20 protein-coding genes and 1 tRNA gene are annotated in these 18,952 nt (G+C 72.1%); 13 read left to right on the forward strand and 8 right to left on the reverse strand.

Features of this window, described 5'->3' with window-relative positions:
- Positions 1 to 33: 33 nt before the first annotated feature.
- From AB1673_00050 to AB1673_00060, 3 genes are read left to right on the forward strand one after another with little or no spacing between them, the layout of a single operon-like run.
- On the forward strand, positions 34 to 1,617 hold the full coding sequence (locus AB1673_00050; GenBank protein ID MEW6152368.1) for a PQQ-binding-like beta-propeller repeat protein: 1,584 nt from the start codon (positions 34 to 36) through the stop codon (positions 1,615 to 1,617).
- 58 nt (positions 1,618 to 1,675) lie between these two features.
- Positions 1,676 to 2,887: a peptidoglycan DD-metalloendopeptidase family protein gene (locus AB1673_00055; protein ID MEW6152369.1), complete on the forward strand. Its 1,212-nt coding sequence runs from the start codon at positions 1,676 to 1,678 to the stop codon at positions 2,885 to 2,887.
- Between the two features lie 4 nt (positions 2,888 to 2,891).
- A complete protein-coding gene (locus tag AB1673_00060; protein MEW6152370.1) occupies positions 2,892 to 3,803 on the forward strand; it encodes a mechanosensitive ion channel family protein in 912 nt (303 codons plus the stop codon).
- Here the strand turns inward: AB1673_00060 and AB1673_00065 are convergent.
- A complete protein-coding gene (locus AB1673_00065; protein ID MEW6152371.1) occupies positions 3,789 to 4,805 on the reverse strand; it encodes a glycosyltransferase family 4 protein in 1,017 nt (338 codons plus the stop codon). The two genes, AB1673_00060 and AB1673_00065, sit on opposite strands and share 15 nt — an antisense overlap.
- A gap of 151 nt (positions 4,806 to 4,956) precedes the next feature.
- Between AB1673_00065 and AB1673_00070 the strand changes: the two genes are divergently transcribed.
- The 4 genes from AB1673_00070 (at position 4,957) to AB1673_00085 (ending at position 6,453) form a co-directional block, all read left to right on the forward strand.
- Positions 4,957 to 5,625: an acetoacetate decarboxylase family protein gene (locus tag AB1673_00070; protein ID MEW6152372.1), complete on the forward strand. Its 669-nt coding sequence runs from the start codon at positions 4,957 to 4,959 to the stop codon at positions 5,623 to 5,625.
- Positions 5,616 to 5,690, forward strand: a tRNA-Val gene (locus AB1673_00075). The genes AB1673_00070 and AB1673_00075 overlap by 10 nt, the downstream gene beginning before the upstream one ends.
- A gap of 137 nt (positions 5,691 to 5,827) precedes the next feature.
- Entirely contained in the window at positions 5,828 to 6,070 is a 243-nt protein-coding gene (locus tag AB1673_00080; GenBank protein ID MEW6152373.1) for a hypothetical protein, read from the forward strand.
- Positions 6,067 to 6,453 carry a hypothetical protein gene (locus AB1673_00085; protein ID MEW6152374.1) on the forward strand — a complete coding sequence of 129 codons (387 nt, stop codon included), beginning with the start codon at positions 6,067 to 6,069 and terminating at the stop codon, positions 6,451 to 6,453. The genes AB1673_00080 and AB1673_00085 overlap by 4 nt, the downstream gene beginning before the upstream one ends.
- Positions 6,454 to 6,621: 168 nt before the next feature.
- On the opposite strand, the gene AB1673_00090 is transcribed toward AB1673_00085, so the two are convergent.
- Complete coding sequence (locus AB1673_00090) at positions 6,622 to 7,704, reverse strand: class I SAM-dependent methyltransferase (GenBank protein ID MEW6152375.1); 1,083 nt, start codon at positions 7,702 to 7,704, stop codon at positions 6,622 to 6,624.
- Between the two features lie 290 nt (positions 7,705 to 7,994).
- Between AB1673_00090 and AB1673_00095 the strand changes: the two genes are divergently transcribed.
- On the forward strand, positions 7,995 to 8,603 hold the full coding sequence (locus AB1673_00095; GenBank protein MEW6152376.1) for a dual specificity protein phosphatase family protein: 609 nt from the start codon (positions 7,995 to 7,997) through the stop codon (positions 8,601 to 8,603).
- 21 nt (positions 8,604 to 8,624) lie between these two features.
- Here the strand turns inward: AB1673_00095 and AB1673_00100 are convergent, their stop codons facing one another.
- The 3 genes from AB1673_00100 to AB1673_00110 are packed head-to-tail and all read right to left on the reverse strand — an operon-like array spanning position 8,625 to position 11,625.
- Positions 8,625 to 9,008 carry a hypothetical protein gene (locus AB1673_00100; protein ID MEW6152377.1) on the reverse strand — a complete coding sequence of 128 codons (384 nt, stop codon included), beginning with the start codon at positions 9,006 to 9,008 and terminating at the stop codon, positions 8,625 to 8,627.
- Positions 9,005 to 9,541 carry a hypothetical protein gene (locus tag AB1673_00105; protein MEW6152378.1) on the reverse strand — a complete coding sequence of 179 codons (537 nt, stop codon included), beginning with the start codon at positions 9,539 to 9,541 and terminating at the stop codon, positions 9,005 to 9,007. Before AB1673_00105 ends, AB1673_00100 begins: the two co-directional genes overlap by 4 nt.
- Positions 9,538 to 11,625 carry a PEP/pyruvate-binding domain-containing protein gene (locus AB1673_00110; GenBank protein ID MEW6152379.1) on the reverse strand — a complete coding sequence of 696 codons (2,088 nt, stop codon included), beginning with the start codon at positions 11,623 to 11,625 and terminating at the stop codon, positions 9,538 to 9,540. The genes AB1673_00105 and AB1673_00110 overlap by 4 nt, the downstream gene beginning before the upstream one ends.
- A gap of 213 nt (positions 11,626 to 11,838) precedes the next feature.
- On the opposite strand from AB1673_00110, the gene AB1673_00115 reads away from it, so the two are divergent.
- Both AB1673_00115 and AB1673_00120 read left to right on the forward strand, forming a co-directional pair.
- The gene (locus tag AB1673_00115; GenBank protein ID MEW6152380.1) at positions 11,839 to 12,198 is read left to right on the forward strand and encodes a response regulator transcription factor; all 360 of its coding nucleotides are present in this window, start codon (positions 11,839 to 11,841) and stop codon (positions 12,196 to 12,198) included.
- Positions 12,195 to 13,967, forward strand: a complete 1,773-nt coding sequence (locus AB1673_00120) for a histidine kinase (GenBank protein ID MEW6152381.1) — start codon at positions 12,195 to 12,197, stop codon at positions 13,965 to 13,967. The genes AB1673_00115 and AB1673_00120 overlap by 4 nt, the downstream gene beginning before the upstream one ends.
- Here the strand turns inward: AB1673_00120 and AB1673_00125 are convergent.
- From AB1673_00125 to AB1673_00135, 3 genes are all read right to left on the reverse strand, one after another.
- A complete protein-coding gene (locus AB1673_00125; protein ID MEW6152382.1) occupies positions 13,884 to 14,720 on the reverse strand; it encodes an MBL fold metallo-hydrolase in 837 nt (278 codons plus the stop codon). The genes AB1673_00120 and AB1673_00125 overlap by 84 nt on opposite strands.
- 103 nt (positions 14,721 to 14,823) lie before the next feature.
- Positions 14,824 to 15,516, reverse strand: a complete 693-nt coding sequence (locus AB1673_00130) for a response regulator transcription factor (protein MEW6152383.1) — start codon at positions 15,514 to 15,516, stop codon at positions 14,824 to 14,826.
- Between the two features lie 49 nt (positions 15,517 to 15,565).
- Positions 15,566 to 15,877, reverse strand: a complete 312-nt coding sequence (locus AB1673_00135; protein MEW6152384.1) for a hypothetical protein — start codon at positions 15,875 to 15,877, stop codon at positions 15,566 to 15,568.
- A gap of 151 nt (positions 15,878 to 16,028) precedes the next feature.
- Here AB1673_00135 and AB1673_00140 point away from each other — a divergent pair, with 151 nt between their 5' ends.
- The 3 genes from AB1673_00140 to ectB all read left to right on the forward strand — a co-directional run bounded on the left by AB1673_00140 (position 16,029) and on the right by ectB (position 18,893).
- The gene (locus AB1673_00140; protein MEW6152385.1) at positions 16,029 to 16,745 is read left to right on the forward strand and encodes a fatty acid desaturase; all 717 of its coding nucleotides are present in this window, start codon (positions 16,029 to 16,031) and stop codon (positions 16,743 to 16,745) included.
- A 295-nt stretch (positions 16,746 to 17,040) separates the two neighbouring features.
- Positions 17,041 to 17,607: a diaminobutyrate acetyltransferase gene (gene ectA, locus AB1673_00145; GenBank protein ID MEW6152386.1), complete on the forward strand. Its 567-nt coding sequence runs from the start codon at positions 17,041 to 17,043 to the stop codon at positions 17,605 to 17,607.
- On the forward strand, positions 17,604 to 18,893 hold the full coding sequence (gene ectB, locus AB1673_00150; protein MEW6152387.1) for a diaminobutyrate--2-oxoglutarate transaminase: 1,290 nt from the start codon (positions 17,604 to 17,606) through the stop codon (positions 18,891 to 18,893). Before ectA ends, ectB begins: the two co-directional genes overlap by 4 nt.
- The last annotated feature ends 59 nt before the right edge of the window (positions 18,894 to 18,952 follow it).

Consider the following 18,952-nt stretch of genomic DNA (forward strand, 5'->3'; position numbering starts at 1 on the left):
CACCCGGGCCGGCGGGGGCCGAGAATGGCCGAAGTGCACGGACGGGGGAGGGGGCGGGGGCTGGCGACCGGGGACGGCCGACGCCTGGCGACCGGTCGGTGGGCGATCACCGGTAGGCGACCGTGGACGGCGGTCGTGTTCGCCGCCCTGGTCGGGGCCGCCGCCTGCCAGGCGGGCGTGGCCGGCGACGTGGCCATGCCGGCCACCACCACGTCGTCGTCCCCGGGCCCCTCCACCACCGAGGGCCCGGCAACCCCCACGTCCTCCAGCCCGACGACCACCCCACCGACGACCACCCCACCGACGACCGTGCCTGCAGCGGTCCGCGGCCTGCTCACGTTCCGGGGCAACGCCACCCGCTCCTACTACGGCACGGGCCCGGTGCCGTCGTCGCCCCGGGTGCAGTGGAGCTACCCGGACGAGCCCATGTGCTCGGAGACCGAGGAGGCAGGGCTACCGGTGCGCTGGTGCGGGACGGGCTGGACCGGCCAGCCCGCGGTCTTCGAGCGGGACGGGCGGACATGGGTGGTCTTCGGGGCCTACGACGGCGCCGTCCACTTCCTCGACGCCTCCAGTGGCCGCCCCCTTCTCCCCAGCCTCCAGACCGGGGGGCTCGTCAAGGGGTCGGTCACCGTCGACCCCGACGGCTACCCCCTCGTGTACGTGGGGTCGCGCGACAACAACTTCAGGGTGATCGCCATCGACCGGCCCGTCCCCACCGAGCTTTGGAGCCTGCCGGCGTCGGCCGTCAGCCCCGTGCTGTGGAACGACGACTGGGACGGCGCCGCCCTCGTGGTCGACGGCCACCTGCTCGTCGGAGGGGAGAACAGCCACTGGCACGCCGTGCGCCTCGACCGCTCCTACGGGCCCGACGGGCTGGTGCGGGCCGCGCCCGAGCTGGTGTTCAGCGCCCCCGGCTGGGACAGCGAGCTGCTGGAGGCCCTCGGTGACTACAACGTGTCGATCGAGGGCTCGGTGGCCCTGTGGGAAAGGACTCTGTACTTCGCCAACTCGGGCGGCCTGGTGCAGGGCTGGGACATCTCCGGTCTGGCCGCCGGCCGGGCCCCGGAGCGGACCTTCCGGTTCTGGACGGGCGATGACACCGACGCCACCGTGGTCATCGACCCCGAGGGCATGCTCTATGTGGCCTCCCAATGGGAACGCCGCACCGAGCGGGGCCGCCAGGTCGGCCAGGTAATGAAGCTCGACCCCCGCCGGGCCGACCCCCTCGTCTGGTCGTTCGCCGACCAGGAGGTCGTGGCCCGCGACGGGCTGGCGGGCGTGTGGGCCACTCCCGCCCTGCACCGCGACCTGGTGATCGTGGCCACCCACGGGGGCCGCCTGGTGGGCCTCGACCGGGCGACGGGGGCCGTGCGGTGGGCCAAGTCGCTCCCTGGCCCGCTGTGGCAGTCGCCGGTGGTGGTCGACGGCGTGCTCCTCCAGGGTGACTGCTTCGGGCTCCTGCACGCCTACGACGTGTCCTCGACGGCCGTCGACCCACCCGAGCTGTGGTCGATCGGCCTGGGCGGGTGCATCGAGTCGACCCCGGCAGTCTGGGGCGGCCAGGTGATCGTGGGCACCCGGGCCGGGCTCGTCCTGGCCGTCGCCCAGCGCTGAGCGCTCCGCTCCCCGGCCCCAGTTTGAGTTTGGGGCTCCTGTTGCTACCGTTGCGCAAGTGGGCAAGGTGGGTGAAGGGGGTAACGGTAGGCGACGCCTGGTCGCGCTACTGCTGGTCGGTGGCCTGGCCGCGGTGCTCGCGGCCGGGCCCCCGACCCCGGTCACCCCCGGGGCCGAGCCCGTCGAGGCCCAGCTCTCCAGCGCGGCCGACGAGGCCCGGCTGATCCAGGCCGTCGAGGAGTCTCTGGCCCGCAAGAAGGAGCTCGACGCCCGGGTGGCCGAGCTCGACGGCCGGCTCGGGGAGGCCCAGAGCGAGTTGCGGGCCGCCCAGGCCCGCCTGGGTGCCCTCGTCTCGCGCCAGCGGACCACCGAGACCAAGCTGGAGGAGACCCGCCAACAACTGGCCGGGGCCGAGCAGGCGCTGCGGGACCAGGCCATCGCGGCCTACACCGGTCGGTCCGATTCCGGGCGCATCGTCGCCGTCCTGCGCTCGTCGGACATGGCGGTGGTGGCCAACCGCCAGTCCTACCTGCGGGCGGTGGCCGGCACCCAGGCCGACGCCGTCGTCAACCACGAACGGCTCAGGGACCAGACCGACGACCTGCTGGCCGAACTGGCCGTCGAGAAGGAGAAGGCCGAAGCCGAGCGCAACGTGGTGTCGGCCAAGACGGCGGCCATCCAGTCCGACCGGGACGCCCAGGCCGCGGCCCGCCACCAGGTGTCGGTCGAGATCGCCAACCACGACCTGGCCCTCCAGGAGATCATCCATCGCCAAGGCGAGTTCGAGGCCCAGGCCCGCGAGCTCGAGGTGCAGTCGGCGGCCGTGGCCGAGTCCCTGGGCCGCCGCCAGCAGTTCCAGCCTCCGGCCTCGTCCTCGCCCTCCGGAGGTCGCCTCGGGCCCCCGTTGGCCAGCGTGCGGGTGTCGTCGGCCTTCGGGTGGCGGGTCCACCCCGTGTTCGGCAACCGCAGGATGCACACCGGGGCCGACCTGAGCGCGTCCACGGGAACGCCCATCCAGGCCGCGGCCGAAGGCGTGGTCGTGTCCGCGGGGTGGATGGGCGGCTACGGGAACGCCACCGTCATCGACCACGGCGGGGGGCTGGCCACCCTCTACGCCCACCAGAGCGCGGTGCTGGTCCGCCCCGGCCAGCGGGTCTCGCGGGGCCAGGTCGTCGGCCGGGTGGGGTGCACGGGCACGTGCACGGGGCCTCACCTGCACTACGAGGTCAGGGTGAACGGCTCGCCCGTCGACCCTGCGCCCTACCTGTGACGCCGTGAACGGGGACTACCTCTACCGCCTGTTCCGCAGGATGGGGCTGTCCGACTTCGGGGCGGACACGGCCCGGGTGCTGGTCCGCCCCCTGGAGGTGCTCCTGGTCCTGGCCGTCGCCCTGGTGGTCAGCCGGGCACTGGCCAAGGTGGTCCGCCGGTCGGTGACGGGCCTGGTGGCCCGTTCGACCTTCCACAGCGAGAGCCCGGAGCGCACTGCCTCGCGGGCCGCCACCTTGGCGGGCGTGGCCGCCAACGTGGTGCGCATCGCCGTGTGGACGGTCGCCCTGCTGGTGGTGATCGACAAGGTGGGCATCAACCCCGGGCCGGTGCTGGCCGGGGCCAGCATCGTGGGGATCGCCCTGGGGTTCGGGGCCCAATCCCTGGTCAAGGACTTCCTGTCGGGGTTCTTCGTCCTGGCCGAGGACCAGTTCGCGGTGGGCGACGTGGTCACCGTGGTGGACGTGACGGGTACCGTCGAGGAGGTCAACCTGCGGACCACGCGGTTGCGGGCCGACGACGGGACGGTGTGGTTCGTACCCAACGGGGAGATCCGCAAGGTGGGCAACTCGGCCAAGGACTGGTCGCGGGCCGTGCTCGACGTCTCGCTGCCGCCCGGGGCCGATATGACCGTGGCCGAGTCGGTGATAGCCGACGTGGTCAGCGCCATGGCGCAGGAGCCGGCGTGGTCGTCGGTGGTCCTGGAGGCCCACGTGCTGGGCGTGGAGTCGATGGGCCCGGACGGGTTCACGATCAGGGTCTCGGCCAAGACCGTGCCGGCCCAGCGCACGCGGGTCACGCGCGAGCTCCGGGTGCGGATCGGCGCCCGCCTGCGCCGCGAGGGGATCGTCCCCCTGCGCCAAGCCGTGGTGCCCTCGGCCGACAGCTCTGGGGGCGGGGCCTCAGCGCCCGAGTAGCCCCGAGAACAGTTCTATGTGCTCTTCGGCGCAGCGGCGCATCGAGAAGTAGCCCTCGGTGGCCGCCCGGCAGTCGCCCCGGTCGAGGTCGGCCACGGCCGCGATGGCGTCGGCCATCTCGGCCACGTCCTCGCACAGAAAGCCGGTGCGCCCGTGGTCGACGACCTCGGGGGCGGCGCCCTCGGGGAAGGCGAGCACGGGCGTTCCACAGGCCATGGCCTCCACCATCACGAGGCCGAAGGGCTCGTTCCAGCGGATCGGGAAGAGAACGCAGCGGGCCTCGGCCAGCAACCGCACCTTGTCGTCGTGGAGCACCTCGCCGAGGTACTCGATGTCGTCGTCGAGCAGCGGGCGGACCTGCTCGTCGAAGTAGGACTGTTCCCAGGGTTCGCGGCACTTGCCGGCTATGAGCAGCCGGGCCCCGGCCTTGCGGGCCGCGCCGGCCGCCCAGTGGGCACCCTTGTCGGGGCTCATCCGCCCCAGGAACAGGCAGTAGTCGCCCCGGCCGTCGCCCACCGGGAACTCAGAGGCGTCGATCCCGTGGTGGATCACCCCGCCCACCGGCAACTCGGGAGCGGCCCGGCGCTGGGCGTGGGAGATGGCGATGATGGGCACGTCGGCGGCTATGCGCCGGTAGATGGCCGTCAGTTCCTCGTTGAAGGGCCCGTGGTTGGTCGTGACCACCGTGTGGCCTCCCAGGCCCCGGGCGTAGACGGGGCCCATCACGGAATGGTCGTGGACGATGTCGACGTCGTCGAAGGCCTCGTAGGCGGCCATCACGTGGCGCAGCTCAGGGACGGTGAAGCCCATCCGGTAACCCTCGGCCCGGTCGAGCTCCCACCGGCGGGGGACGGGGCTGGTGGAGTCGCCGGTGGTGAACAGGACGACCTCGTGGCCGGCGGCCACGAACCCGCGGGCCAGCCCGTCGATGGCCTGCTCGATCCCGCCGTAGAGCGGGGGTGGGACCGGGGCCCACGGGGGAGCGAGGATACCGATGCGCATGACCCCCGATTCCATCACGGTTCCCGGCGCCCCTCGTCACGGCATCGGCACACGCCGATCAGTGCCGGCCCGCTCCCGTGCGGCGAACAGCCCCGGGGCCCATGCGGGAAGCGAGGCGAACCGTTCCTGGCGAGCACTACCGTGGGGACCGATGACGCCCGCGCCCCACGCGCCATGGGCCCTCACCGGCGAGTGCGTCGTGGCGTGGGCGCGGTGGCGGGGGCCCAGGGGTGGGCTCCCGGCCGAGCTGGGAAGGCTCCCGGGGCCGTGCACGGTGACCGCCGCCCGCTTCGACACCTCCCCCGTCGGGCCCTACCGGGAGCTGGCGGTCTCCGAGCCCGCCCGCCTGGGAGCGAGGCTCGGCATGTGTGTGACGACGATGGTCGTCGACTCGTCGGAGTCCCGCATCGGAGGCCGCCAGAACTGGGGGTTCCCCAAGGAGCTGGGCACCATCCATTGGGAGGCCGACGGGCCTGAGCGGCTCCTGGTCTGGCAGGAGCGCGGTGTGCGGGTCGTCGCTGTCCCGTCCGGCCCGGCCGTCCCCGTCGTAATGGTGTTGCGGGCGCTGCAGCGGCGAGCCGACGGCGTCGTGGTCGTGCCCGGTCGGCTGTGGGGCCGGGGCCGCCTGAGCCGGGTCGAGGTCGAGACGGCGGCTGCCGACCCCCTGGCCGCCCTGGCCGGCTCGCACCGCGGGCTGCTCGTGTCCGGCCTGCACCTTCGCGTCGACCCCGCCCGCCGCCCCACCGGTCTGGCGGCCACCCTTCGGGCCCCTCTTCGTGCCCCCGAGCCTGCACTATCGTGGGACACCTCGGGCGATTAGCTCAGCGGTAGAGCGCTGCCTTCACACGGCAGAGGTCGGGGGATCAAGACCCTCATCGCCCACCACAGAACCCTGAGGCGGCGCTGGGGGTCGCCCGCCTCACGACTGAGCTCGCACGGCTCGACGGCTCGCTCGACCGGGCGCGAGCCGCTGGCGATCGTCCGCTCCCTCGGAGTGTACGTATACTAGGCGTATGCCGAGGATGCAGGTCTACCTCCCGGAAGAGCTCTACAAGGTGGTGAAGGAGCAACACCTTCCCGCCTCGGAGCTGCTTCAGGATGCCGTGCGCGCTGAGCTTCATCGCCAGGAGCTTCTCGCTGAGACGGACCGCTACGTCGGGGAACTCCTCGACGAGGTCGGCGAGCCGTCGCCCCAAGTGGCCGGTCGCGCCGAGCGCCTGGCCGCCGAGATCGGAGGGCGCAGCCGGCGCAGGAAGGGGGTTTGAGCTCGCTGGTTCTGGATTCAGGAGGGGTCAGCAAGCTCGCTCGACGGAACGCGGACGCTCTCGCTGTCATACGGGCGTTCAGGAACGAGGGTCTCTGGCCGCCGGTCGTGCCATCGATGGTCCTGGTTGGGTCCCTGACGGGCGGACCGCGCACCGATGCCAACGTGAACCGCTTCGTCAAGACGTGCGACGTCGTCGAGCGTGTTCCCGAACGACTCGCCAGAAGGGCAGCATCGCTCCGGGCCAAAGCGCGGCTGGGGTCAGCTGTGGATGCCCTCGTGATCGCGCTGGCGGAACCCGGCGGCGACGTGCTGAGTGGGGACCTCGCCGACCTACGAGCCTTGGCCACGTACGCGATCGACGTGACGGTCCATCGGGCCTAGGCCGATCCGGGCGGCGGTGACCGTTCACCAGGGTCACAGCCTGCCGACAGCCGGCGAACCGCATCACCCCAGCCGGTCGCGCCGGGCGCCATGGTTGCCGCCGGGGACGGTCCGCGGACTTCGAGTACGAGTGCTGGGGTGAACGGTCGTGGCGTGGCGGGCTGGGCTTCAGCCGACCACGTGGTAGAAGCGCCAGAAGTCGTTCTCGATGGGCAGCACCGTGACGTCCGCGAACCCGGCGTCGGCCGCGTACTGCCGCAGGACCGGTGCCCGCATGATGGTCCCCGTCCCCGCCGCCGGGGGTGCCGTCATGGCTGTGGGCAGGCAGTGGAGCGCGCTGAAGCCCCATTGGAAGCGCTCGGCGTCGTCGACGTCGGTCGTGAAGGTGTCGGCGACCCGCTCATCGGCGACCAGTACCGCACCGCCAGGAGCCAGCAGGGACCGCATGGCCCGCAGCGCTCCGACCGGGTCGCACATGTCGTGGACCGTCTCGAAGGCGCATACCAGGTCGAAACGGCTGGCGAGGGCCGGGTCGGCGGCGTCACGTACCTCGAACGAGACCCTGTCGGCCACGCCCGCCTCTTCGGCGTTCCGCCTGGCGTCGTTCACCGATTCAGGGTCGAGGTCGAGGCCGGTGACCTCCACCTTCGGGAACCCTCGGGCGATGGCGATGGTCGACCAACCCGAGCCGCACCCCACGTCCACAACCCGGGCGGGCGGGTCGGCGGTCAGCCTTTCCACCAGACCGGGCACCTGCGGGAACCACTCTGCGGCCAGGAGGTTGAGGAACATGGGCCGGTTGATACGGGCGATACCCCTGCGCAGGTCCGGACCGTAAGCCTCGTAGGGCACGCCGCCACCGGTGCGGAACGCCTCGAGCACCTCCGGCATCGTCCGGGCCACCGAGGCCAGGAACAGACCGAGCGGCATCATGTAGGACAGGCTGTCGCCGTCGAGCAGGACCTCGGCGTGCTCGGCCGGCAAGGCGAAGCGGCGCTGGCCCGGGCCGGCGTCGAGATCGTCCACCGTCAGGATCCCGGCCACGGCCTGGTGCTCGAGCCACTCCCGGGCGTACCGCTCGTGGATGGCGCACCGCTCGGCCAGCTCGCCGCTGGTGAGGGGCCCCTCGACGGCCAGCGCGTCGTACAACCCCAGTTGCTCGCCCAAGTACACGTGCAGCAGGTCCATCGCTCCGATCAGGGAGCCGAAGAGCCGTTCGACGAGCGCCTCTTGCCTGGTCGCCCCGGCCATCTCTACCTCCAACGTCCGTCCTACGAGGTCGGTCGCGGCGACCCCTCACCTCGCTACAGCGTCGCACCGGCGGTGACCGCCAACAAGCCGGGTCGCCACCGGTGGCCGCACGAAGGGGTTAACCCGCGCCGCTGGCGCGCCGATCACCTTGACGGCAGCCGCCGAGCGCGGCCAAGGTTCCCACTGGAAGGACGATCCTGAACGCAATCATCGACGCCACGACCGCTCCTGAGCCCCAGGCGACCAAGGCCCGGCCTCGCGTCGCGAGGTCGGCCATCTGGGCCCTCGCCGTGACCGCCGCCCTGATCTTGGCCGGCAACCTGGGCATCCTGGCCGCGTCGCTGCTGGCCCAGGGCAGCACCAGCAAGGCGATGCTCCGCGGGATCCCCGGGATCGACCACCTCGAGGCGGTCGACGGCAAGCTGTGGCGGGGCGGGGCCCCGTCGCCCGAGGGCTACCGGGAGCTGTCCGCCGCCGGCGTCACCACCGTCATCGACCTGCGGGCCGAGGACGGTGTCGAGCTCGACCTCGCGTACGCCCGCTCGCTCGGGTTCGAAGTCGTCCCCATCCCCATCCGTGACGGGCAGACCCCGACGAGCGAGCAGGTGCAGAGCTTCCTTGAGGCCACGGAGCGGGCCGCGGGCAACGTCTTCGTGCACTGCGGGGCGGGCGTGGGCCGCACGGGCACCATGGTCGGCGCCTGGCTCGTCTCTACTGGCGAGGTCAACGGGCGGGGGGCGGTCCGCCGTAACCTGGCTGTCGGCCCGCCCTCGCTCGAACAGGTGGTGATGGTGGCCGGCATGGACCGCGGTGACCTCGCTCGCCCGAACGTCGCCGTACGGGCGGTCAGCCGGGTCCTCGACGCCCCCCGCCGCATTTGGCACCGCGTCGGCCTGTAGGTCCAAGAAGCCCGTTCCCCTTCATGGGGTACCGATGTCCTTCTTGGACACGACGTGGCCTTGGAGGCGATCGATGGTGAAGTCCTCGAGACAGCCCTGAAGCCGGCGCCAGGCGTGCTCCCCGACGGCCGGTTCGGTGACGGCCAGGAACCGGCCTGCCTCGAGCTCGACCAGGCCCGGTTCGGCCAGCTTCTGCCACACGGTGTGCTGGCAGGCCCCCCACAACCCCCGGGCGCGGTCGAGGGGAGCGGGGTCGAAGCTGTGCCGCACGCGCACGTCGAACACCAGCTCGCTGCGTGAGCCCCGCAACACCCGGTCGGGCCGGTCCTGGGTGAGGTCGGCCAACCAGTCGACGCCCCCGATGGTGGCCACCACCAGCGCAGCCACCAGCGCGAACCGCTTCATCGCCGCGGCGGGCGGGCGGGCCGGGTGAGGATGGAAGGGGGGCTCGGGCGGGTGGGGACCAGGCCTGCTGGCGGCCAGGAGAGCACGGACAGGCGGGCGGCCAGCCTCCGCTCCAGGGCCGGGCCGGCCGTGCGCCGGGCCAGGCGTTCAACGACCCAGGCGAGGGCGGAGGCGACCACCCCCATACCCATGAGCACGGGCACGAAGACACCCATCTGGTCCCCCCTGGGCCTCAGCCAGGCGAACGAGCTACGGGGTGGGGGGGCCGTCTCCCGCAGGCGGGCCACGACCTCGGGGTCAGGTCCGGTAGTGGTGCCCGTCGCCCCCCTTTCCCATCCCCGGCCGGCCGGGAGCCGAGCGAGCACCATCGACGTCCCGAGGGCGATCTCGGCGGCCAGGAACAGGATCCCGGCGATCACTGCCCGGTTCCACTCCCACCGCCACAGGTATACGAAGAAGTAGGCACCGGAGGTGAGCAGCACGACCGCGGCCAGCAGCCGGGCCAAGCGCTGAGCAAAGCCCGGCCCCGTCATGCCGCACCTATGTGGTGGTCGACGAGGGACACCTCGCCCGTGCTCCCGTCTACCAGCACCAGTGCGCCGGCCGGGAAGCGAGCCGTGGCGTCGACCACTCCGACGACAGTGGGCACCCCCACCTCCCGGGCCAGGATGGCGAGATGGGAGAGGGGGCTGCCGGTCTCGGCCACCAGGGCGCCGAGACGGGGCAGGACCGAGGCCAACCTCGGGTCGAGCGACCGTACGACGAGCACCGCGCCCTGGGGTGGGACGCCGGCGCCGCCGTAGACCACGCCCATCCCACGACCGCCTCCGGCCCCGGCCGCGCCCCCAGGGCGCCCGCGGCGCCGGCGATGGACGGCCGCCACCACCGTCCCCGAGCCCGTGACCCGGAAGCGGGCCGGCAGCGGCGCCGTCTCCTGTTGGCGGCGGCCGTCGAGGTCAGGTGGGACGGCGCCCGTTCGGACCGCCGCCCGCAACTCGTCGGCCCGCAGCCAGCCGACCTGGTGGGCGGCTTCCAGAACGCCTCCCTCGGCCAGCCGCTGTCCCAGCTCCCAGGCCGCCCGGGCGGTCAGCTCCTGGGCCCAGCGGGCACGGAGCCGCAGTGCCTCCCGCAGAAGGGCGGGGTCGTCGTCGGCGACGCTGGCGGCCGGGAGGTGGGCCAGGGTCGCCTCGGGGGTCGGTGGGAGCAGGGTGCGTCCCCCGATGCGGGGCGGGACCAGGGCCAGCACGCCCGGGTCCCGCTGCACGATCTCGTCGTCGCTGAGCCCTTCGGCCCGCCCGGCGGCGAGCAGCTCCATGGCCGACGAAGCGGCCGTCACTCGGGCGGAGGCAGCGTCCACGAGCCACCCCACCAAGACCTCGTGGCCGTGGAGGGCGGTGAGAGCCTGGCGGCTGGAGTCGAGCAGGTCGAGCAGCTCGCTCCCGGTCATGCGATCGAGCTCGTCGACGGCCAGCAGGTCGGCGTCGGCCCGGGCCACCAGGTCGCGAGCCAGCACCGGCAGGGCGGACCTGAGACGGCCGACCCGCCAGGCGGCGAGGAGCTTGCGTACGCCCGGCCGGGGATCGAGGCGGGTTGCGGCCGAGCGTGGCGCCGTCCCGTCGGGTACCACGGCCAGGTCGACAGCCAGGCGCCCGCCGACCACGGCGAGGACCGGCGACGAGGCCAGGCGGCGCCGGGGGGCCGTACCGGCCAGCGCCAGCGAGTGGCGGAGGGCGTCGCGCAGGGGCTCGGCCCAAAGGTCCTGTTCCAGGGGCGAGAGTGCTTCGGGAAAGGTCTCGGCCACCGGGCCGGTGCCGAGCAGCGGTCCGGTGCGGGCGTCGCCGCCGCCGGCCGTGACGGGCCGGCTCTGGAGCAGGTGGAAGGCGCCCTCGCTGTCGAACGCCCACTCCACGTCCTGGGGGCCCCCGAAGGCTCGCTCGGCTGCTCGAGCGTTCCGGGCCAGTTCCCGGCGCTGCCGGCGGTCGAGTATGGCCGGACCATGGGGACCGTCGACCAGCCGGCCGTGGCGGGTGAGCACGTAGTTGCTCCCGTCCACCGTTCCACCTACCAGGGCGGCCGGACCGAGTTCGGAAGCGGAGACGAAAAGGCGGTCGCCGCGCCCGGACACGGGATCGAGGCCGAACGTCACCCCGCCCGATACGGCCCGCAGGTAGGGCTGGACCAGCACGGCCATGGGCGCGTTCCCGCCCCCGTCCACCAGCGGTACGACGTTGGCGGAGGAGAGCACCGTGCCCACCGCCTCCTGGAACGGGCCCCAGCCGCGCACGTCGAGGACCGACGTGAACAGGCCGGCCATCGACGTGGTGGCGCCATCCTCGATCGTCGACGACGAGCGAACGGCGAGGGAGAGCTCTCCGCCCTGGGAAAGCTGCGCCCACGCCCCGAAGGCCTCCTCGCGGTGGGCCGAGCTGGCGTGGTCGTAAGCGGTGGTCAGGACGAAGCCGGGGAGAACGGGCATGCCGACGGCGGCAGCTACCGTGAGGGCGGACGCCTTCGCACCCGTGAGGGCCGGGTCGCGGGCGGGGCCCTGGCCGAGCCACACCACGGCGGCGGGCGTGGTCGGGCCCAACCGTTCCCCCGATCGGACGGCTGACCGCATCTCGACCTCCCTCGGCGCGCTGCCCTACGTCAACTCGCGAACGGCTCGCGTTTCATCCCGTCAGGATGAACTGACCACCAGGCCGTGTGAACCGTGCGAGCACGACACTTGGCCGCGGGTGCTACCCCCCTCCCTCCTCCGCTCCCGGCCCACGACCTGTCGTCCGTGCCAGCACGGATGCACACCGGCACCGTCCACGAGCCACAATTGGGCATGCCGATGCGCGTCGTTCTCGTCGACGACGATGCCAGGTTCCGCTCGATGGCCCGCCGCGCCCTGGTGGACGACGGCGTCGACATCGTCGCCGAGGTCGAGGACGGCCGTGAGGCGGTTGCCGCCGTGGCCCAGTGGGGCCCCGACGTGGTCCTGCTCGACCTCGCCCTGCCCGGTATGGACGGGCTCGAGGTGGCTCGGCGGCTTCAGGCGGAGCCTGGGGGGCCCATGGTGATACTGATATCGAGCCGCGACCTGGCCCATGGGCGGCGCCTGGCCCAGGGGTTGGCAGCCGGGTACGTGCCCAAGGACGAACTGTCCCTGGCCGCCATCCTGGCCGTCACCGACGCTGGGCCATGAGCGGTCGGTGGCGCCTGGGGGCGGCGGTCGTCACCCTCGTGACCTCGGCCGCCCTGTTCGGCCTGGAGTACGACGACCCCGACGAGTCGGGCTCCCGGCTCTTCGTCGGGGTGCCCATGGCCATGGTGGGCGCTGGGCTCCTGACCAGTGCCCGCGGGAGCCGACGACTCGGAGGCGCCAAGGCCGACGAGCCCGACAGCCGGCCGCCATCGCTGGTCATCAACCTCGGGACCTCGGGCGACCGCGAGACGGCGCGTGACGCCCTGAGGCGGGCGCTCGGGGACCCCGAGCTGGACATCGTCTACCCCCGGGTGGGCGCCGGAGGCTGGATCGACGAGGTGGGCGACGCCACAGGGTCGACGGGGGACGCGGGGACGGCCTTCACCCCTATCGCCCGGGGCGGTAAGCCGGTGGCCGGGCTCCTCCACGACCCCGCCCTGCTGGGCGACCCCGACCGGCTGCGGGCTGCGGTGGAGTCGGCGTCGTTGGCCATCGACAACGAACGGCTCAAGGCCCAGGTGCACGCCCAGCTCGCGGAGGTCCAGGCGTCGCGTGCCCGGATCGTCGACGCCGGCGACCGTGAGCTGCGGAGGGTGGAACGCAACCTCCATGACGGCGCTCAGCAGCGCCTGGTCGGGCTCGCCCTGGTGCTCCGCCTGGCCAGCCGGAGGGTGGGAGACCGTGCGGTGGGTGACCTGATCGCCGAAGCGGCCAGAGAGGCTGACGACGCGCTAGCAGAGCTGCGTGAGCTGGCCCGGGGGATCCACCCCGCGATCGTCGACGACGCCGGGATCGAGGGTGCCATCGAGACGCTGGCGGAACGGCCGGGGGTGCCCGTCGAGCTGCACCTCGACGTACCGGAGCGACTGCCCCAGCCCGTCGAGGTCGGTGCCTACTACCTCGTCGCCGAGGCCCTGGCCAACGTCAACAAGCACGCCCACGCCCGCCGGGTGAGCGTGGAGGCCAGCGTCGCCCAGGGAGTGCTGCAGGTCACCGTCTCCGACGACGGCGCAGGCGGCGCCGTCCCTGCGCCCGGGTCAGGGCTCGAAGGCCTGGCCGACCGGGTCAGCGCGCTGGGCGGCGAGCTGCGCATCGACAGCCCTCGCGGTGGAGGGACGGTCGTGGCGGCTGCGATCCCCCTGGCCGCGCCTTCGGATACCGAGGTCGAGCGCCGGCGCCTCACCGCCCTCAAGTGGATCGGCTGGGAGAACTGGGAAGTCCCCGGCGAGCTGTACGAGCAGATCACCGAGGAGGACAACCTCATGGCGGCCAAGGCCGTCCTGCTGTGTGCCGGGGGCAACAGCCGGCTCACGGCGCGGGAGCGAGAGTGGCTCATCGGTTACCACACGGCCGCGGGGAGCTCAGACCGCGTGATCGAGTTGATCGAGACCTATGACGACTCCGACACCGTGGAAGCGATGATGGGGGCTCCGGGCATGGCGCTGATCAGTGGCGCCATGGTCTACGACGCGCTCCGCGCCTGTTGCTCGGACGGCCCGCTCACGCACGACGAGCTCGACCGCCTGGCCCGTGGGGCGGCGGCCATGGGAATCGCGCCCGACGCCTTCGCCGCCCTGCGCGAGGTCGTCGACGCCGAGCTAGCCCTCCGCTCCCGCCGGTACGAGCTCGTCACGGCCCCGGTGCTCCCCGGGCACCGCCGCGCCGGAGGCTCGGAGGGTCACCGGTCAGGCGACGGGCTGCGAGGTGGCGGCGATGATCTGGTCGAGGACCGACTGGTCGGGGAGCGGGGGCGGCGGGACCGAGGGTAGGGCCCGCGTGAGGTCGAGTGCCCGCTGTATGAGCTCGCCCTCGAGGACAGGCGTGTGGCACCCGGCAATGGTGTTGAGGTCGAGGTTCTGGACGGCGTCGACGGTACGGCCGAACTTGTCGTGGTCCGCTGTCGCCAGCCACGGGCTGACGGCGCCGAAGGAGAAGAGCGTCATGCCGAACTGCCAGAACTCGGCGTCGAGGTCGCCCACCGCCATCTCGGGTGACGTCAGCGGCGTGGCGAACGAGTCCACCGACCAGTACACGCCGGTGGTCGGGTCGAACAGGCCCCGGGTCGTCGGCGAGTCGTAGACCGGCGGCCGCAGCGCGTGCAGCGTCCGGTCGCCGATGCTGAACGACTCGTCGTGCATGACCCAGCGGCACTTGTCGATGGGGAAGTTGAAGCAGTTGGTGTGGCGTTCGACCATGGCCCAGTTGCAGACGAGGGTGGCGTTCGGGCAGGCCGTCATCACCTGCTCGAGGTTGCCGGTGTGGTCGACGTCGTCGTGGGACAGGAAGACCCAGCGGACGTCGGCGGGCTCGACGAGGGAGAAGACGTCTTCGAGCCACTGCTTGCGGTTGGCCGGGGTGCCCGTGTCCACGATGAGGGGCTCCTGGCCGAGGATCACCATCGAGTTGATCTGAACGAACAGCGGCTGGCCCAGCGCCTCCTGGACCTGGTTGATCACATACGTACCCGGCGCGATCTTCGTGGGCGGGATGTAGATGGTCGGGGCGACCGGTGCGAACGTCATGTTGGGCTCCTCTGCTGAGCGCGCGGTGACCGATACCTGGGGAGCGAAGGCTACGAACGGCACCGCCCGCTGTCGTCCGTGCCAGCACGGACGGGCGCAGCCGTCAGCGGGGGGCGGGCCCGCCGGCGCGCAGGTGGGCCAGGACGGCCAGCACCCGGCGGTGGGTGGACCGGTCGGCTTGGAGGCCGAGCTTGGTGAAGATCCTGCTGGTGTGGGTTTCCACCGTGCGGGCTGTGACCGCCAGCCGGTGGGCGATCTCGTCGTTGGAGTGGCCCTCGGCCACCAACTCCAGCACCCTGCGCTCCTGGGCGGTGAGGCGGGCCATGGAGCCCTCGTACCGGGGGGTGCCGAACACTGTCCGCACCACGTCGGGGTCAACGGCCGTCCCTCCCAGGGCCACACGGTTGACGGCGTCGATCAGCTCCGCGGGCCGGGAGATGCGTTCTTTCAACAGGTAGCCGACCCCTCTGTGGCCACCGCGGAGCAGCTCCATGGCATGGCGGGTCTCGACGTGTTGGGACAGGACGAGCACCCCCACGTCCGGGAACCGGTGCTTGAGCTCGACGGCCGCCTGCAGCCCCTCGGTCGTGTGGGTCGGGGGCATGCGGACGTCGAGCACGACCACGTCCGGGTGTTCGGTGCCCATGGTGTCGAGCAGCCCGGAAGCGTCCGAGAGCTGGGCTACGACCTCGACCCCCTCGTCGGCCAGCAACCGGGCGATCCCCTGGCGGACCAACGGCGCGTCGTCGACGAGGACGACACGTACGGTCCCTGCGGGGGGATTGCCCTCGTTCAACGCTCTCGTTCAGTCCCAGGGACGACGGTCACGAGGGGCCCGTGGTGCATCACAGGTCGCTCATCACCGCGGCGGTGATGTCCGCCCGGGCCGTCGGTTCGTCGGCCGACCACACTCCCCAGCGCCCGCCGATGTCCTGGACGCGGGCCATGGTCACCCCCAGGACGGCTGCCTTGAGGTCGTCAGCCACCTCGACCTCGCTCATGCCCTTCTCCGCCAGACCGGCGACCAGGTCGGCCACGGCCTGAGGCTCGGGGCTCTCGTCGCGGTACACGAGGCAGGTCGACGGGCCGAGCCACAGCCCTACAGGGAAGTACCCGCCGGCGAGCACGACCTCGTCAGAACTCGAGTCACCCCACATGGTCGCTGGTGCGGTCCAAGGCACGTCTCCTGGTCGGCGGGTCCGGACGACCAAGGATGTCACAACGTCTCGGTGTATTTGTTGCCGCTCAGCGGCAACGAACATACCGAGACTGGATCGGACGGAGAGGGCGCACGGTATGTTCTGGCCCGTGCCGGAGGGGGTGATCGTTGGCCTTGTCTCGGGGGCCCTGGTGTGCGTGGTCACCGAGATCTACTGCCACCGCTGCCTGGCCCACCGGGCTTTCAGCGTCCATCCGGTCCTGGCCTCCCTGATGAGCGGGTTCATGCAGGTCTACGGCGGGGCCCACCCTCAGCGGTGGGCCGGGGTGCACCGGCTTCACCACCGCTACGCGGACACGCCCCTCGACCCGCACTCGCCCCTCGAACGCAACCCGTTGCTCGTCCTCGTCGGCACTCCCTACCTGTTCGCCCAGGCCCGGCACCGCTTGGCCGCCGACGCGTCCCCACCGCCCGCGCCGGCCGCCGTCGTGGTCCGTATCGCCGTGACGGCCTTCTGGCTGTTGGCCATCGGGCCTGTCCAGACGCTGTTGGCCGTGGCCGTCCATCTGGGCCTCTACTTCGGGATCATGGGCATGGTGAACACCGCCGGCCACCGGGCCGGGCGCAAGCCCCACCCCGGCGTACCCGGTTACGACCTGGCGTGGACGGCCCCCCTGCTGCTGGGCCACGGCTACCACAACTCCCACCACGCCCACCCCTCGGCCGCCCGTATGGGGCTGCTCGACCCCATGTGGCCGCTCGTGCGTGCGTTGTCGGGGCTCCGGCTCGTCACCCTCGATGGCTCGCCGCTCGCTCCCTCCCGGACCTGCTGCCGAGCGGGCGTCACGATGGCGTCCTCCCGCTAGTTCCGGCGCCGCCGTTACAGAAAGCTTCACAAAACACTGACGAACGGTTCGTGACCGGCGGCCGGGGAGCGGGTAGGTTCGGCCTCAGTTGCACCTGGCAGCGGCCCCGCACGGGGTTGAGCGGTAAGGGAGGTGGTCGAAGAGCCGGACTGGTCGTGGCGTACCCGTCAGGACCAACCAGCCCGCGATCCCTCCGCAGTACCTTCGGCTTGCCCGGTGTTGCCGGCAGGTCGAAAGCTCGGGCCCAGTTCAGCTCGTTCCCATGACGGTGGAAGCCTCGGCCCATCGCAGTGCGATGCGTGACCTCAGCTTCCGGCGACCCCTCGTGGCCGACGCTCCGGCGCTCTGGCGGCTGTGCCGCGGCAGCGGCCAACTCGACGAGAACTCCCCTTACGCCTACCTGCTCGTGTGCTCGCACTTCGCAGCCACTTCGGTCGTGGCGGCTCGTGGCGGGGAGGAAGAGGAGGTAGTGGCCTTTGCGTCGGCCTACCGGCCGCCCACGGCCCCCGAGGCCTTGTTCGTGTGGCAGATCGCCGTGGACCCTCGTGCCCGTCGCCGAGGCGTGGGGCGAGCGCTGCTCGAAGAACTGCTCGAGTTGCCCGCCAACCTCGACGCCACCCACCTCGAAGCCACCGTCACCGCCTCCAACGCCGCCTCGGAACGCCTCTTCCTCTCGTTCGCCGACGACCACGGGGCCGCCTGTGCGGTGTCGGTGATGTTCCCGGCCGAGGCCTTTCCCGGAGGCGGCCACGAGGCCGAGCGGCTGTTCCGGATCGGCCCGCTGCCCGACCGACAACCCTGCCCGCCCGCGCCGGAGCGGCCCCGCGCCGCCCCGCCGCCCACCACGGAGGTCCCCGCATGAACATCGTCAACCGCCTCGAGTCCGAGGTCCGCTCCTACTGCCGGGAGTGGCCCGCGGACTTCGCCCGGGCGCAGGGGTGCCGGCTGACCGACACCAGCGGTCGTAGCTACCTCGACCTGTTCGCCGGGGCCGGTGCCCTCAACTACGGGCACAACCACCCGGTCCTGAAGTCGGCCCTGCTCGAGTACCTGGCTGCGGACGGCATCGTCCACAGCCTCGACATGGCCACCGAGGCCAAGGAACGGTTCCTGGAGACGTTCGAGCGGCTGGTGCTGGTGCCGCGCGGGCTGGACTACAAGGTCCAGTTCCCGGGCCCCACCGGGACGAACTCGGTGGAGGCCGCCCTCAAGCTCGTACGCAAGGTCAGTGGCCGTGACCGGATCGTCAGCTTCACCAACTCGTTCCACGGGATGACCCTCGGGTCGCTCTCGGTCACCGGCAACTCGGTCAAGCGAGGTGGGGCCGGCCTCCCGCTGGGTTCGACGGTGAGCATGCCCTTCGACGGCTACATGGGCGAGGACGTCGATACCCTCGACGTGTTCGAGGCCATGCTGGAAGACGGGGGCAGCGGTCTCGACCGGCCCGCGGGGGTGATCGTCGAGACCCTGCAGGCCGAGGGTGGGATCAACGTGGCCTCGGCGGGCTGGCTGCGGCGCCTGGCCGCGCTGTGCCAGCGGTCAGAGATGCTGCTCATCGTCGACGACATCCAGGTGGGCAACGGCCGGACCGGTCCCTACTTCAGCTTCGAGAAGGCAGGCATCACGCCCGACATCGTCTGCCTGTCGAAGTCCCTCAGCGGCTACGGGCTGCCCCTGGCCGTGACCCTCATCCGGCCCGACATCGACCTGTGGGCGCCCGGCGAGCACAACGGCACGTTCCGGGGCCACAACCCGGCGTTCGTCACGGCGGCGACCGCTCTCGAGACGTTCTGGACCACCGGCGAGCTGACCAAGGAGGTCAACCGCAAGGCGGCCCGGATGGAGGCCGCCCTCGACCACCTGGTGGAGGTCTACCCCGAGCTCGGGGGCCAGGCCCGGGGGCGGGGCATGCTCCAGGGCATCGCCTGCACGCCTCCCGACCTCGGCTCGAAGGTCACGCGGGCGGCTTTCGAGCGGGGCGTCATCATCGAGACGTCGGGGGTGGAGAGCCAGACCATAAAGCTCCTGCCCCCGCTGGTCATCTCCGACGGCGAGCTCGAGGAAGGGCTGGCCGTGCTCGACCTGGCCATCGCCGACGCCCTCGACGTAGCCCCCCGTTCCGCCCTCGAAGAGCTGGCAGCCGTATGAGGCGGGCGACAACCCACGAAACCCGCGCGGGGATCGTGGGCGTTTCGCCCACGATCCCC

Source organism: Actinomycetota bacterium, assembly GCA_040754375.1.
Classification (GTDB): domain Bacteria; phylum Actinomycetota; class Acidimicrobiia; order Acidimicrobiales; family AC-14; genus JBFMCT01.